General features: G+C 66.7%; 14 protein-coding genes. 8 read left to right on the forward strand and 6 right to left on the reverse strand.

Going from position 1 to position 13,397, the window contains the following annotated elements; genetic code table 11:
• The first annotated feature begins 12 nt into the window (after positions 1 to 12).
• Positions 13 to 693 (forward strand): glutathione S-transferase family protein, encoded by a 681-nt coding sequence (locus AACH40_RS01760; RefSeq protein ID WP_338643948.1) that lies wholly within the window; start codon positions 13 to 15, stop codon positions 691 to 693.
• The gene (dapE, locus tag AACH40_RS01765) at positions 690 to 1,826 is read left to right on the forward strand and encodes a succinyl-diaminopimelate desuccinylase (protein WP_338643949.1); all 1,137 of its coding nucleotides are present in this window, start codon (positions 690 to 692) and stop codon (positions 1,824 to 1,826) included. The genes AACH40_RS01760 and dapE overlap by 4 nt, the downstream gene beginning before the upstream one ends.
• Here dapE and AACH40_RS01770 read toward each other — a convergent pair.
• The 3 genes from AACH40_RS01770 to AACH40_RS01780 all read right to left on the reverse strand — a co-directional run bounded on the left by AACH40_RS01770 (position 1,813) and on the right by AACH40_RS01780 (position 4,429).
• Positions 1,813 to 2,385, reverse strand: a complete 573-nt coding sequence (locus tag AACH40_RS01770) for a Smr/MutS family protein (RefSeq protein ID WP_338643950.1) — start codon at positions 2,383 to 2,385, stop codon at positions 1,813 to 1,815. The two genes, dapE and AACH40_RS01770, sit on opposite strands and share 14 nt — an antisense overlap.
• Positions 2,382 to 3,599, reverse strand: coding sequence for a murein transglycosylase A (locus AACH40_RS01775; protein WP_338643951.1), 1,218 nt, complete (start codon positions 3,597 to 3,599; stop codon positions 2,382 to 2,384). Before AACH40_RS01775 ends, AACH40_RS01770 begins: the two co-directional genes overlap by 4 nt.
• A gap of 149 nt (positions 3,600 to 3,748) precedes the next feature.
• On the reverse strand, positions 3,749 to 4,429 hold the full coding sequence (locus AACH40_RS01780; RefSeq protein ID WP_169494428.1) for a Tim44/TimA family putative adaptor protein: 681 nt from the start codon (positions 4,427 to 4,429) through the stop codon (positions 3,749 to 3,751).
• Positions 4,430 to 4,721: 292 nt separating this feature from the next.
• Between AACH40_RS01780 and secB the strand changes: the two genes are divergently transcribed.
• From secB to purT, 5 genes are all read left to right on the forward strand, one after another.
• Complete coding sequence (secB, locus tag AACH40_RS01785) at positions 4,722 to 5,237, forward strand: protein-export chaperone SecB (protein WP_169494429.1); 516 nt, start codon at positions 4,722 to 4,724, stop codon at positions 5,235 to 5,237.
• A 49-nt stretch (positions 5,238 to 5,286) separates the two neighbouring features.
• Positions 5,287 to 6,873, forward strand: a complete 1,587-nt coding sequence (gene murJ / locus AACH40_RS01790) for a murein biosynthesis integral membrane protein MurJ (protein ID WP_338643952.1) — start codon at positions 5,287 to 5,289, stop codon at positions 6,871 to 6,873.
• 10 nt (positions 6,874 to 6,883) lie between these two features.
• Positions 6,884 to 7,900 (forward strand): tryptophan--tRNA ligase, encoded by a 1,017-nt coding sequence (trpS, locus tag AACH40_RS01795; RefSeq protein WP_338643953.1) that lies wholly within the window; start codon positions 6,884 to 6,886, stop codon positions 7,898 to 7,900.
• A gap of 162 nt (positions 7,901 to 8,062) precedes the next feature.
• Positions 8,063 to 8,740: a DUF4136 domain-containing protein gene (locus tag AACH40_RS01800; protein WP_338643954.1), complete on the forward strand. Its 678-nt coding sequence runs from the start codon at positions 8,063 to 8,065 to the stop codon at positions 8,738 to 8,740.
• Positions 8,741 to 8,947: 207 nt separating this feature from the next.
• Complete coding sequence (gene purT / locus AACH40_RS01805) at positions 8,948 to 10,120, forward strand: formate-dependent phosphoribosylglycinamide formyltransferase (RefSeq protein WP_338643955.1); 1,173 nt, start codon at positions 8,948 to 8,950, stop codon at positions 10,118 to 10,120.
• A gap of 4 nt (positions 10,121 to 10,124) precedes the next feature.
• Here purT and dut read toward each other — a convergent pair whose 3' ends face one another.
• The gene (gene dut, locus AACH40_RS01810) at positions 10,125 to 10,595 is read right to left on the reverse strand and encodes a dUTP diphosphatase (RefSeq protein ID WP_338643956.1); all 471 of its coding nucleotides are present in this window, start codon (positions 10,593 to 10,595) and stop codon (positions 10,125 to 10,127) included.
• Positions 10,579 to 11,784 carry a bifunctional phosphopantothenoylcysteine decarboxylase/phosphopantothenate--cysteine ligase CoaBC gene (gene coaBC, locus AACH40_RS01815; protein ID WP_338643957.1) on the reverse strand — a complete coding sequence of 402 codons (1,206 nt, stop codon included), beginning with the start codon at positions 11,782 to 11,784 and terminating at the stop codon, positions 10,579 to 10,581. The genes dut and coaBC overlap by 17 nt, the downstream gene beginning before the upstream one ends.
• Positions 11,785 to 11,882: 98 nt before the next feature.
• On the opposite strand from coaBC, the gene AACH40_RS01820 reads away from it, so the two are divergent.
• Positions 11,883 to 12,281, forward strand: a complete 399-nt coding sequence (locus AACH40_RS01820; protein ID WP_338643958.1) for a hypothetical protein — start codon at positions 11,883 to 11,885, stop codon at positions 12,279 to 12,281.
• Here AACH40_RS01820 and AACH40_RS01825 read toward each other — a convergent pair.
• Positions 12,278 to 13,396, reverse strand: a complete 1,119-nt coding sequence (locus tag AACH40_RS01825; RefSeq protein WP_169494438.1) for an acyltransferase family protein — start codon at positions 13,394 to 13,396, stop codon at positions 12,278 to 12,280. The genes AACH40_RS01820 and AACH40_RS01825 overlap by 4 nt on opposite strands.
• Between the last annotated feature and the right edge of the window lies 1 nt (position 13,397).

The following is a 13,397-nucleotide window of genomic DNA, read 5'->3' on the forward strand; positions in this document are numbered from 1 at the left end:
GCGCGGGACCCGATGAAGCTGGTAATCGGCAACAAGAACTATTCGAGCTGGTCGCTCCGCGGCTGGCTGGCTTGCAAGCAATCGGGCCTCGCCTTCGAGGAAATCACCGTTCCGCTTTATGGCGAGGACTGGGATGAGCGGAAGACCCGCGACGGGGCGCTGGCGCCGTCTTCGGGCAAGGTGCCGATTCTGTGGGATGGCGAGGGCGAGGACGCTGCCGTCGTGTGGGACAGCCTTGCCATCATCGAATACCTTGCCGACAAGGTCGGACGCGATCGCTTCTGGCCCAAGGATGACGCGGCACGCGGCATGGCGCGCTCGATGGTGGCGGAAATGCATTCCAGCTACCTGCCGCTGCGCCGGCAGATGCCGATGAACGTGCGCCGACGTGTGACCGGCATGGCGGTGAGCGAGGACGTGCGCGCCGACATCGTCCGCATCCTGACGCTGTGGGCCGAAGCGCGCGCCCGCTTCGGCCAGGGCGGGCCGTTCCTGTTCGGCACGTTCTGCGCGGCCGATATCATCTATGCGCCGGTTGTCTCGCGCTTCCTGACCTACGGCGTGGGCGTGCCGGGCTTTGCCCAGGCCTACATGGAAGCGATGTGGGAACATCCCTGGATGCAGGCCTGGATCGCTTCGGCCGAGGAGGAAGAATGGACGATCGAGCAATTCGAGGGAGCGCAGCAGGCATGACGCTCGATCCCGTCGTCCTGGCCGAGCGGCTGATCGATTGCGAAAGCGTGACGCCTGCCACGGGCGAAGTCTTTGCCTGCCTCGAAGCGATGCTCGTGCCGCTGGGCTTTGCCGTCCACCGCTTCGTGGCGGGTGAGCCGCCGGAGGGACCGGTCGAGAACCTGTTTGCAGTGCGCAAGGGGCCTGCGGGATCGCGCCATTTCGCCTTTGCCGGCCACCTCGACGTGGTGCCGCCGGGCGAGGGCTGGTCGAGCGGACCGTTCAAGGCCGAGCGGCGCGGCGAGCTGCTTTACGGGCGCGGCGCGGTCGACATGAAGGGCTCGATCGCGAGCTTCGTGGCGGCCGTAGCGGATATCCCGGCCGAGGCGGGGACGCTGAGCCTGATCATCACCGGCGACGAGGAAGGTCCGGCGAAATACGGCACGGTACCTTTGATCGCGCACATGCGTGACGTTGGCGAACTTCCCGACCTCTGCCTTGTCGGTGAACCGACTTCGGTCCACCGGCTGGGTGACATGGCCAAGATCGGGCGGCGCGGCTCGGTCAATATCTGGCTGTCGGTCAAGGGCAGCCAGGGCCATGTCGCCTACCCGCATCTGGCCGACAACCCGATCCCGCGGCTGATCGCCATGCTCGCCGAACTGGACGCGCTGGTGCTCGACGAAGGGAGCGACTGGTTCCAGGCGAGCAACCTCGAGATCACCGACCTCGAAGTGGGCAACCGCGCGACAAACGTGATCCCGGCGGAGGCAAAGGCGCGGCTGTCGATCCGTTTCAACGACCTGCACACCGGGCAGGGACTTGTCGACCGCGTGACCGAGATCGCCGAGCGCCATGGCGGCACGGCGCAGGCGGTGATCTCTGGCGAAAGCTTCGTCACGCTGCCGGGCGCGTTCTCCGACCTCGTGTCGGCGGCGGTCGAGGCCGAGACCGGGCTCAAGCCGGAGCTATCGACCACCGGCGGGACCAGCGATGCGCGCTTCCTGCGCGCCGTCTGCCCGGTGATCGAGTTCGGCCTGTGCAATGCGACCATGCACAAGACCGACGAGGCGGTGGCGATGGATGACTTGGTGGTGCTGGCACGGATATACCGCCGGATCGCGCTGGCGGCGCTGGCGGTCAGCGCTTCCTGAGCACGATGTAGACCGCTCCCGAACCGCCGTGGCGCTGCTGCGCCGGGCGGACGGCGGCGATGTTGCCGGCGTGCGAGCTGTGGGCAAGCCAGTCGAGCAGCTTGGCGCGGATCGCGCCGCGCCGCTCTCCGCGAAGGTCATGGTCGCCGTGCGGGCGGGGCTTGCCGGCGATGAGCAGGATCACGCGATAGCCCATCGCCAGCGCCTGACCGATGCCGTTGATCAGGCGACCATGCGCCTGATCGAGGTTCAGCCCGTGCAGGTCGATGGTGACGTCCGGTTCGATCGCTCCACGCGATAGCTTGCGGTCCCAGCTCGAATCGAGGCCGTGGCTGGTGAGCGGGCGCGTCGGCGTGGGCGGCGTGGGCGCCAGCGTGCGCGGCGGCGGCACGCGGCCCTTGACCTTCCGGGGTTGGGGTTGCGGAGTGGCATGAGGCACGGTGGTTGTCATTGGCGCTGGCGTAAGCGTCGGTCGCTTGGGGTGCAGCGGGGTGACCGTCTGCGCCACGCGGCGCCACAGTTCGGCTTCTTCGGGACTGAGGCCGCGCGGGCTTCTCACCGGGCACCGAGGCGGGCGAGTGTGCCCTTGGGCAGCAGGATCAGCGCGCGCCCGCGTGCGCTCATGCCGCCAGCGATGCGGCGCGCTTCGGCGCCCGCGCCCCAGAAGCTGTCGAAGCGGTTGGCGCCCTTGATTGCGCCGCCGGTATCCTGCGCGACCCACAGGCCACCGACCTCGGGCCGATCGGTCGACAGGAAGACCGGTGCGCCGAGCGGCACGAACTGGGGGTCGGCAGCAAGCGTGGTGCGCCCCTTGACCGGCACGCCGAGCGCGCCGACCGGTCCATCGCCGGTGATTTCACGGAAGAAGACGTAGGAGCGGTTCTGGCGCATCAGCGCACGCCCTTCGACCGGGTGTTCGCGGATGTAGCGCAGGATGCCCTGCATTGACCCGGGATATTGCCCCGGACCCGTACCAATCAGCCCCTGCGAGGCCATGATCGTGCCGATACCGGTGTAGTCGTAGCCGTTCACCGCGCCATAGCCGATGCGCATGACAGTGCCGTCGGGCGCGCGCAGGCGGCCGGACCCCTGGATCTGCAGAAAGAAGAACTCGGCCGGGTCTGCCGCCCAGGCGATTTCGAGACCCTTGCCGGACAGCGCGCCGTCCTCGATCGCGGCGCGATCCCAGTAAGGTACAAAGCGACCCGTCTCGTCGTAGCGGCCCAGCGGCGTGCGCCCGTCGGGCAGCGGCGGAGCATCGCCCGGCCGAGCGCGGACGAGGTCTGGCGGGACGGCGTAGACCGGAACGTCGAAGCCGGGCTGGCGGGTCCGGACGCCGGCGATTTCGGGTTCGAAGTAGCCGGTGACGTAGGTGCTGCCATCACCGACCTGCGCGGTTTCGAACCAGGTGGCGAAGAAGGTGGCGGCGTTGCTGGCGGGCCAGGTCGCCGCTGCGGCGCAGGCGGCAGCCCAGTCGCTCGGCTGGGTAAGACCACTGGCATCCGGTCTGCGGGTAAGGCGGGGGCAACTGGTCACGAACGAGGCCAGCGCGGCGCGGGCGCTGTCGTCCGTGAAGCCAAGGCCGGGGGTGGCTGGACCTGCGCGCACACCGATGAGCGCAGCGGTGAGCGGCCGTGAGGAGGGGGCAGAGGGCTGAGGAAAAGAGGGTTGGGGTCTGGTGCCGACCGAGGGCCGCCCGCCTTCCGGGATTACCCGCCCGCAGGCGGCAAGAAGGGCGAAAAGCGCGAGCAGCGCGACGGTGCGGACGTTCATCGTGCTCTGCTGTCGGCAAGGAGGGGCGCGATCGGACACACCGCGAGACTATTCAGCGCGGAGCGGCGGAGCAAGCTGGCCTTCGAAAGAAGCAAGGCGCTTCAGCAGCTTCGGTCGAAAACGGGCAGCGCGCCGCCCGTCTCGGTCCGTCAGGCTTCGTCGGTTTCGTCGAGCAGCCAGTCGGGATCACGCGCGGTCAGATCGCGGCTGAAGGTCCACAGATCACGGCTTTCGATCGCATCATGGAGCGAACCGGCGATGACCGTGCCGTCCGAGTCGCGGGTGACCGAGGCAACGTCGGCGGTGAAGCGGACGGTGATGCGGGCAATCGGGGCGCTGTATTCGGCAGCGACAATGCGCGCTTCTTCGATACGGATCAGCCGAGCGTCGATCGTCTCGCCAGCATCGACCCGCGCATCGACCGCGGCGGCGAAACCTTCGTACACGTCGCGGTCGCACAGCTGGGCGAGTTCTTCCTTGTCACCCCGCCAGAAGGCGGCCAGCGTCATGCCGTAGGCACCCTTTGCGCCGGCCAGAAACTGGGCGACGTCAAAGCGGCGATCGGCGGCGATTATCGCGCGAATCCCTGCCTCTGCGGGCGTTTCGAAGGCATTCGCCTCAGGCGCCGGGGCAGCGGGGCGGGTTCCGGCAGCCGCTTTTTCCGGCAGGCGCGGTGCAAGCGCCCGGGGGCTGGCCGATGAAGGATCGGGCTGTTCGATGCGGCGGCGCAGCGGTTCCTCGTTCTGCTCGGGACGACGTCCGAGCACCGAGTAGAGCCGCAGGCCGAGGAAAGCGGCGATCATCGCCAGGATGACAATTTCAACAATCACGCGCACACGTCCCGAACTCGGTCCGGGAGAGGTAACGCGAAAGTTGTTCGCGAAAGCTCTGCCCGGAGCAATGATTCACCGTGCCTCAAATAGGTACGGATTACAAATGAACAACGTGTGGACGGCGGTTAGTTGCCCTTACAAGGGCGCGAGTTGCGCCAGTTTGCCCATGCTTGCCCACAAGGGAACGGACTGGCTGAACGGCCGGTGCTCCGGCGTTGCCCCTGTTCGTGCGGGATGCTAGGCGGCGCGCAACCGATCCATCCCGCATTTCCCATGAAAGTTTGCGACCATGGCCGATGAAGGCAACATCATTTCCGACCTGAACCTGGATGCCGCACCCAACGGCGAGGACACCGCGCCTGCCATCGGCCTGATCTCGCAGTACGTGAAGGACCTGTCGGTCGAGAACCCGAACGCGCCGGAATCCTATCAGTGGACCGAGCAGCCCGAGATGCACATCGATTTCAACATCGGTGCGCGCTCGCTGGCCGAGGACGTCCACGAGATCGAACTGAAGATCAACGCGACGTCCAAGACCAGCCAGGGCACGGCGTTCGCGGTGGAACTGGTTTATGCCGCGCTGATCGGCATGCGCAACGTGCCCGACGAGCAGGCCCACCCGTTCCTGTTCGCCGAAGGTCCGCGCCTGATCTTCCCGTTCGCCCGCCGTATTATTTCCGACGCCGTGCGCGATGCGGGCTATCCCCCGCTGATGCTCGAGCCGATCGACTTCAACGGGCTCTATTTCGCGCAGCTGCAGCAGCGCCAGCAGGAAGAGCTCGCCGCCGGTGCGGGCCAGGCCTGACCAGCGCCTGTTCGAAACCGTTCGGTAGCCGGTCGCGACAGGTGATCGCATGAATCTCCTCAAGGCGACCGGCACCATCGGCGGGCTGACGCTCGCCAGCCGCGTGCTCGGGCTTGTCCGCGACAGCCTGTTCGCGCGCTACATCGGGGCGAGCTTTGCCTCGGACGCGTTCCTCGTGGCGTTCCGCCTGCCCAACATGTTCCGCGCGCTGTTCGCGGAAGGGGCGTTCGCCTCGGCCTTCATCCCGATGTTCAACCAGAAGGTCGCGAACCCCGAGGGCCGGGGCCTCGACGACGGGCTGGTCTTTGCCGAGCAGGCGCTGGCGGTGCTGCTGCCGGTCCTGCTGGCGATGACCGTTCTGCTCGAGGTTCTCGCCTGGCCGGTGACGTTCCTGCTTTCGGGCAAGTTCAACGGCGTTTCGCACGACCAGTTCGCGTTCGCGGTCACGCTGTCGCGCATCACGATCCCCTATCTGATGCTGATCAGCCTGGTGTCGCTGTTTGGCGGCATTCTCAATTCGTTGCACAAGTTCTGGGTCAATGCGGCCGCGCCGATCCTGCTCAACCTGACGCTGATCGCCGCGCTGCTGTTCTTCCATCATGCCGACCCGCTGGTGACCGCACGCAACCAGGCGATCGCGGTATCGGTTTCGGGCGCGTTGCAGCTGGCGTGGCTGGCCTGGGCCTGCAAGCGCAACGGCGTTTCGCTCAAGCTGCGGCGGCCGCGGCTCAATCCAGAGGTCAAGCGCCTGCTCGCGCTGATCTGGCCGGCGGCGGCAGGGGCCGGTGCGGTGCAGATCAACCTGGTGATCTCGACCGCGCTCGCTGCCAGCCTGCTGCCGCATGGCTCGGTTACCTACATCTACATCGCCGACCGGCTGAACCAGCTGCCGCTGGGGCTGATCGGCATCGGCCTTGGCACCGTGCTGCTGCCGACGATCTCGCGCCAGCTGGGTGGCGGCGAGGACAAGGCGGCGATGGAAACGCAGAACCGCGGGCTGGAGCTGGCGCTGCTGCTGACCTTGCCCGCGACGACCGCACTCGTGCTGGCGGGCGAACCGATCGCGGCCGCGCTGTTCGGCTATGGGCGCTATACGGCGCAGGACACGCACTTCACCGCGCAGGCGCTGGCCGCGTTCTCGATCGGCCTGCCAAGCTACATCCTGGTCAAGGTGCTGACACCAGGGTTCTATGCGCGACAGGATACGAAGACGCCGGTGCGCTATGCCACGATGTCGATGGTGGTGAACCTGGTCGGCAACCTGATCCTGATCGTGCCGCTGCAGCATGTCGGCCCACCGCTCGCCACCGCGATCGCCAGCACCGTCAATGTGGCCATGCTCTATCGCACGCTGAACAAGCGCGGGCATTTCGTTGCCGATGCGCAATTGAAGCGGCGCGCGCCACGGCTGGCACTGGCTGCGGTGGCGATGGGCGCGGTGCTGTGGGCGACGCAGGGCTATCTGATGCCCTATGTCCACGGCAGCTGGGCGATCCGATTTGCCGCGCTTGCCGTGCTGGTCTGTGCGGGCATGCTCGTCTATGGCCTCGCCGCGGTAGCGCTGGGCGCCTTCTCGAAGGCGGACCTTGCGCTTCTTCTGCGTCGCAGGCGCTCAACCACCACCTCCACCACGTAAGGCCATCCTGATGCGTATCGTTTCCGGCATCCAGCCCACCGGCAATCTCCACCTCGGCAATTACCTGGGGGCGATCCGCAACTGGGTGGCGATGCAGGACGAATGGACCGCCAAGGGCGCGACCTGCCTGTACTTCCTGGCCGACCTTCACGCCATCTCGATGCCGCACAAGCCCGAAGAGCTTGCCGCTAACACGCGCGAGATGGTCGCGGCGCTGGTATCCTGCGGGATCGATCCCGACCGTTCGATACTGTTCAACCAGGCGCAGGTGCCGCAGCACGCCGAACTGCAATGGCTGCTCAACGGCACGGCGCGGATGGGCTGGCTCAACCGCATGACGCAGTGGAAGGACAAGGCGGGCAAGAACCGCGAAGGCGCGAGCGTTGCGCTGTTCACCTATCCCGTGCTGCAGGCGGCCGACGTGCTGCTGTACAACGCCACGCACGTGCCGGTGGGCGAAGACCAGAAGCAGCATCTGGAACTGGCGCGCGACATCGCGCAGAAGTTCAACAACGACTTCTGCCCCGAAGACGCGCCGCTGTTCATCCAGCCCGAACCGATTATCCCGCCCGAAGCTGCGCGCATCATGTCGCTGCGCGATGGTACCGCGAAGATGAGCAAGTCCGATCCTTCGGACATGAGCCGAATCAACCTGACCGACGATGCCGATACGATCATGGCCAAGGTGAAGAAGGCCAAGACCGATCCCGAACCGCTGCCGACGGAAAAGGCGGGGCTGGAAGGTCGTGCCGAAGCCGCCAACCTTGTCGGCATCTATGCGGTGATGGCGGGAACGAGTGTCGATGCGGTGCTGGGCCAGTTCGGCGGGCAGGGCTTCGGGGCGTTCAAGCCGGCGCTGGGCGACCTGCTGGTGGAAAAGCTTTCGCCGATGGCGGCGCGTTATCGCGAGTTGCGCGAGGACCATGCTGCGCTCGACGCGATCCTGGCCAAGGGTGCGGAAAAGGCGCGGGCGCTGGCCGTGCCGACGCTGGATGCAGCCTACAAGGCACTCGGGCTCGTTCGCTAACACGCTTGAATCGTTGCTGAATGTCGCAGCCCTGCAACAATTGTTGCAGGGGGCATTCAACGCGCATTCAGCACCTCCCACCTAGGGATTGTCCATGCTAGGACTGAGCCACGCCCGCCGTCAGCCGGGGGACCCGGGCCGAACCAGATGGAGTCGCTTAGGATGAAGACCTCTTCCGGCCGTAACCGTTTTGCACTGGCAGTCGCGCCCCTGCTGCTGGCGCTGTCGGCTTGTGCCACCCCCTTCAACGCAAACGTCTCGCGCTACCAGCGCGAGTTGCCGGCGCCGGCCAGCCAGACCTTCGCCGTGGTCCCCGAGGATCCGCGCGACGAAGGCGGGCTCGAATTCGCCAACTACGCCGCGCTGGTTTCGGCGCAGCTGCAGAAGATCGGCTATGTGCCGGGCAACCCGCAGAGTGCCGACCTGCTCGTCAAGTTCGACTATGGCGTCGACAAGGGCCGCGACAAGGTGCGCACCACGGGCTTCTCGGATCCCTACTGGGGTGGCTGGTACGGGCCGGGCTGGGGCGGCTGGGGCCGTCCGGGCTGGGGCGGCTGGGGCCGCCGCGGCTGGGGCTATGGCTGGTACGATCCGTTCTTCTTCGGAGGGCCGGGTTACAACAGCGTGGACGTGATCACCGTCTATACCAGCGGTATCGACATGAAGATCGATCGCCGCGCAGATGGCAAGCGCCTGTTCGAGGGCAAGGCAGAGGCGGCTTCGACCTCCAACCGCCTGCCCTACCTGGTGCCCAACCTGGTGGAGGCGATGTTTACCGACTTCCCGGGGCACAACGGCGAGACGGTGCGCATCAGCGTGGCGCCCGAAAAGAAGAAGTAAGCGCGAGGCGCGGCACTTCGCTCATAAAGAAGGAAGGGCAGTGCTTCGACAGGCTCGGCACGGACGGGTGGACTAAACCTCCTTCTCCGCCTGCCATGAGCTTGTCGAAGGGCTGCCCTTCTTGCTTCTGCTTGCCCATTGACCGCCCGCCGCGTGGCGGGCATCGCCGCCCGATATTCGGCTTGAAATCGGTTTGGGGCGCAGACAATGGCATATACCGCACGCATCCTCCTGCTCGGTTCGGGTGAACTGGGGCGCGAATTCGTGATCTCGGCCAAGCGGCTGGGGTGCCACGTCACCGCGTGCGATTCTTATGACGATGCCCCGGCGATGCAGCTGGCGGATGATCGGCGCGTGTTCTCGATGCTGGATGCAGAGGCACTTGGTGCGACCATCGCCGAAGTGAAGCCCGATTACATCGTGCCCGAGATCGAAGCGATCCGCACCGAAGTGCTCGCCGATTTCGAGGCGCAGGGTTTCAACGTTGTGCCATCGTCGCGCGCGACGATCATGACGATGAACCGGGATCGCATCCGCGAAGTGGCGGCGGTCGAACTGGGTCTTCGCACGTCGCGCTACCGCTATGCCGAAACGCTCGACGAAGTGCGCGAGGGCGCCGCGCACACCGGTTTCCCGTGCGTGATCAAGCCGGTCATGTCGTCGAGCGGCAAGGGCCAGAGTACCGTGAAGGATGCGGCCGGGCTGGAGGCCGCTTGGGATTATGCCGTCGCCAACATGCGCGGAGACCGCAAGCGCGTGATCGTCGAGGAATTCATCGCCTTCGACTACGAAATCACCCTGCTGACCATCCGTCATCGCGGCGGCGTGTCGTTCTGCCCCGCCATCGGCCACCGGCAGGAGCGCGGCGATTATCAGGAATCGTGGCAGCCGACGCCGATGTCAGCGCAGGCGATTGCAGACGCGCAGGCGATGGCGACCAAGGTGGTCGACAACCTTGGCGGCTATGGCCTCTTCGGCGTGGAGTTCTTCGTGCGCGGCGAGGAGGTGATCTTCTCCGAGCTATCGCCGCGCCCGCACGATACCGGCATGGTCACGCTCGTGTCGCAGGACCTGACCGAGTTCGACCTCCATGCGCGCGCGATCCTCGGGTTGCCGATCCCGGCGGAGATCGGCTTGCGGGGGGCCAGCGCGTCGGCCGTGGTGCTGGCCGATCGCCATGCGGATAAGTTCCGCGTCGAGGGGCTTGCCGAAGCCATGGCGGTTCCGGCCGAGGCCATGGACGTGCGCGTCTTCGCCAAGCCCGTGACGCGCCCCTACCGCCGCATGGCCGTGGCGCTGGCCCGCGCGGCGACGACGGATGATGCCCGCAAGCTTGCCGCAGAAGCCGCGAGCAAGGTGCGGCTAGTCTACGAGGACTGATGCGTCAGCCCGGCAGGGCTGAGAGGCCGCCAGTGGAGCCGAAGCCGCCGATGCCGCGTGCGGTATCGTCAAGTTCGCTCACCTCCACCCAGCCGGCCCGGGTCACCGGTGCCAGGACAAGCTGGGCGATGCGGTCGCCGCGGCGGATGGCGAAGGGCTCCTGGCCGAGGTTGATCATGATCACCTTGAGCTCGCCGCGGTAGTCGCTGTCGATCGTGCCAGGGGTGTTGGGCACGGTCACGCCGTGCTTGAGCGCGAGGCCCGAGCGCGGGCGGACCTGGATTTCGAAGCCGTGGGGGATCGCCATGGCCAGCCCGGTGGCAACCGCATGGCGCGCGCCGGGTGCAAGATCGACGTCTTCGGCCGCGACCACGTCCATTCCCGCTGCGCCTGAGGTGGCATAGGCGGGAAGAGGCAGGTCATCGTTGCCAGGCAGGCGCTTTACGAGGACGGGGACGTTAACGGGCGAGGACATCGGCGACCTTTTCGATGAGCGCGGCGGCGGCCGCTTCCTTGGGCAATTCGGGCAGGCTTTCCACACCGGCGGCGCTTACGATGTGCAGGCGGTTGATGTCGCCGCCCATCGCGTGGGTGGCAACGTCGTTGGCGACGATCCAGTCGGCGCCCTTGCGCGCGAGTTTTGCCGTGGCGTGCGCGATCACATCATTGGTTTCGGCGGCGAAGCCGATCACCAGCGGCGGGCGGCGGTCCGACTTGCACAGCGTGGCAAGGATATCGGGGTTTTCGACCAGTTGCAGCGGCGGCGGCGCGCCTGATCCGTCTTTCTTGATCTTCTGGGTGGCTTCCCCGGCGCTGCGCCAGTCTGCCACGGCGGCGACCATGATCGCGATATCGGCGGGCAGCGCGGCATCCACGGCTGCAGCCATCTGGCGCGCGGTTTCGACGTCGACACGGGTGACGCCGGCAGGCGTGGGCAGGTTGACCGGCCCGCTGACCAGCGTGACCCGCGCGCCTGCCTTTGCGGCGGCTGCGGCGATGGCGTAGCCTTGCTTGCCGCTGGATCGGTTGGCGATGTAGCGCACCGGGTCGATCGGTTCGTGCGTCGGGCCGGCGGTGACCAGCACGTGGCGACCGGCAAGCGGCCTCTGCGCTTCGGCAACGGGGCCAAGGGCAGCCTTGATCGCTCCCCAGATCGCTTCGGGTCCGGGCAGGCGGCCGGGGCCAAATTCGCCGCAGGCCATCGCGCCTTCATCGGGATCGAGCACGGTCACGCCACTGGCACGCAAGGTGGCGACATTGCGCTGCGTGGCGGCGTGCTGCCACATGCGCACGTTCATGGCAGGCGCGGCGAGCACCGGCTTGTCGGTCGCCAGCAGCAGCGTGGTGGCAAGGTCGTCGGCTATCCCTGCGGCCATCTTGGCCATCAGGTCAGCTGTCGCGGGGCACACCACGACGAGATCGGCCTGGCGCGATAGCTGGATGTGGCCCATCTCGACCTCGTTCTTGAGGTCCCACAGCGTGGTGTGCACCGGGTTTTCGCTCAGCGCCGCGAGCGTCATCGCGGTGACGAAATGCGAACCGCCTTCGGTCAGCACGCAGGTCACTTCGCCGCCGTTCTTGCGGATGAGGCGGACGAGCTCGCATGATTTGTAGGCAGCGATGCCGCCACCGACGATGAGCAGGATGCGCGGGTTCGCAGTCATGGCCCGGCTTGTGCAATGCGCGGGGCCAAGGCGCAATCCCTTTGCGTTGGCCGGGCGTTGCGCGCAAGGTTGGCCTAGACAAACGAGGGGATACGACGATGCGGCTGGTTCTGACCGCGCTAATCTTTCTGGCCGGGATGTTCGACCTGTTCCTGGCGATTTCGTTCCTGACCGGGCCGCAACAGGCGGCGGCGGGCTTCGGCCTTTCGCCCACGGGAACGGCCGGGCTATCCACCCTGCGCGCGGACATGACCGCGTTCTTCGGCGTGGCCGCGTTCTGCATGTTATGGGGGTCATGGCGGCGCAATGCGGACTTGCTGCTGGTGCCCATCCTGCTGTTCGGCACGGCAATGGTGGCGCGGCTGATCAACGTGGTGGTGGCTGGACCCTATGACGGGTGGCCGGTGCCCGTCGCGGTCGAGGCGTTTCACGTGGTATTGCTGCTGATCGGCTGGCGCACGCTGCCGCATCACCGCATCGACGAGATCGCGGGCTAGGCAGCCGCCGCCCGCGGCGAGCGGATGCGCCCGGCAAGGCGCTGGATCGCCTTCTGTGCGGGACGCTCTATCCAGCGATGCGAGGCAAAGCCCGCAAGCGTTGCGAGACCGACGAAGAAGGCAAGGAAGGCCGGCTGGCTCGCGATGGCCCGGCTGCGCAGCGTGGCATCGATCACCAGCACCAGCATGATCTGCAGTGGGAAGTGCCAGAGGTAGATGCCATAGGAGGCATCACCCAGCTGGCGGCCGATCTTGAGCACGTCGCGCCGGTCGGCAAGATCGACAGCGAGCATGGCGAAGAGCGCGGCGAACGTGCCGGCGAGCGTCGTTGCATCGAGCGAGTGGAACGCGAGCTGCGCGTAGAACGCGAGGCCGACGGCAAGCGCCGCCATGGCGAGCAGCGCGACCGGGCCGAGGCGCAGGCGCAGGACGAGGCCGTAAGTGGCAACGCCGCCGAAGAAGAACCCGATGCAGGTCAACACCGGCTCGTTGGGCGCGCCCAGGAAGAACGCACCCAGCGCAAGCGCCGCGACCGGCAGGGCCAGCAGCACAGGCAGGCGGCGCAGGGCCGGAAGCAGCAGCCAGAAGGCGAGGTAGGCCAGGATCTCGGTCGAGAGCGACCACGAGGGGCCATTGAACGACTGGTTGGTCTGCCAGCCCCAGTAATGCGCCAGAGGCAGGCTCAGCAGGAAGTGCTTCAGATCCTGCTGGTGATAGATGAATGCGGTGCCGTTGATGCCGGTGTAGGTCGCCTGCAGAACCGCCACGAGCACCAGCGTCAGCAGGTGCAGCGGCCAGAGGCGGGCAAAGCGGGCGAGCCAGAAGCGTCCGCGCGCCTGGGCATCGGCAAGGTAGACGTGCGCGAAAACAAAGCCCGACACGGCCCAGAAGTACTGCACGGCGACATGGCCATAGTCGAACAGCCAGCGCAGCGGGTGATAGAGCGGGGTGAGCGCAACGCGATCGACCTGGTAGCCATAGTCGACCGGTGGCACGAAGAAGTGCTGGTAGTGCCAGAACAGCACCGCGCAGGCAGCGACAAGACGTGACAGGTCAAGCGCATTGAAGTGTCGCTTGTCGAGTCGCAGGCCGGGCAAGGGTTCGGAACGCGCCATC

Origin of the sequence: Novosphingobium olei, from assembly GCF_037076535.1 — a bacterium.
Lineage (GTDB): Bacteria > Pseudomonadota > Alphaproteobacteria > Sphingomonadales > Sphingomonadaceae > Novosphingobium > Novosphingobium olei.

What these genes read in the sequence shown, in the direction of transcription:
- trpS (WP_338643953.1), top strand. Translation starts at nt 6,884, where the DNA reads ATGCGTATCGTTTCCGGCATCCAGCCCACCGGCAATCTCCACCTCGGC.
- purT (WP_338643955.1), top strand. Translation starts at nt 8,948, where the DNA reads ATGGCATATACCGCACGCATCCTCCTGCTCGGTTCGGGTGAACTGGGG.
- murJ (WP_338643952.1), top strand. Translation starts at nt 5,287, where the DNA reads ATGAATCTCCTCAAGGCGACCGGCACCATCGGCGGGCTGACGCTCGCC.
- AACH40_RS01775 (WP_338643951.1), bottom strand. Translation starts at nt 3,599, where the DNA reads ATGAACGTCCGCACCGTCGCGCTGCTCGCGCTTTTCGCCCTTCTTGCC.
- AACH40_RS01760 (WP_338643948.1), top strand. Translation starts at nt 13, where the DNA reads ATGAAGCTGGTAATCGGCAACAAGAACTATTCGAGCTGGTCGCTCCGC.
- AACH40_RS01820 (WP_338643958.1), top strand. Translation starts at nt 11,883, where the DNA reads ATGCGGCTGGTTCTGACCGCGCTAATCTTTCTGGCCGGGATGTTCGAC.
- secB (WP_169494429.1), top strand. Translation starts at nt 4,722, where the DNA reads ATGGCCGATGAAGGCAACATCATTTCCGACCTGAACCTGGATGCCGCA.
- AACH40_RS01800 (WP_338643954.1), top strand. Translation starts at nt 8,063, where the DNA reads ATGAAGACCTCTTCCGGCCGTAACCGTTTTGCACTGGCAGTCGCGCCC.
- coaBC (WP_338643957.1), bottom strand. Translation starts at nt 11,784, where the DNA reads ATGACTGCGAACCCGCGCATCCTGCTCATCGTCGGTGGCGGCATCGCT.
- AACH40_RS01825 (WP_169494438.1), bottom strand. Translation starts at nt 13,396, where the DNA reads ATGGCGCGTTCCGAACCCTTGCCCGGCCTGCGACTCGACAAGCGACAC.
- dapE (WP_338643949.1), top strand. Translation starts at nt 690, where the DNA reads ATGACGCTCGATCCCGTCGTCCTGGCCGAGCGGCTGATCGATTGCGAA.
- dut (WP_338643956.1), bottom strand. Translation starts at nt 10,595, where the DNA reads ATGTCCTCGCCCGTTAACGTCCCCGTCCTCGTAAAGCGCCTGCCTGGC.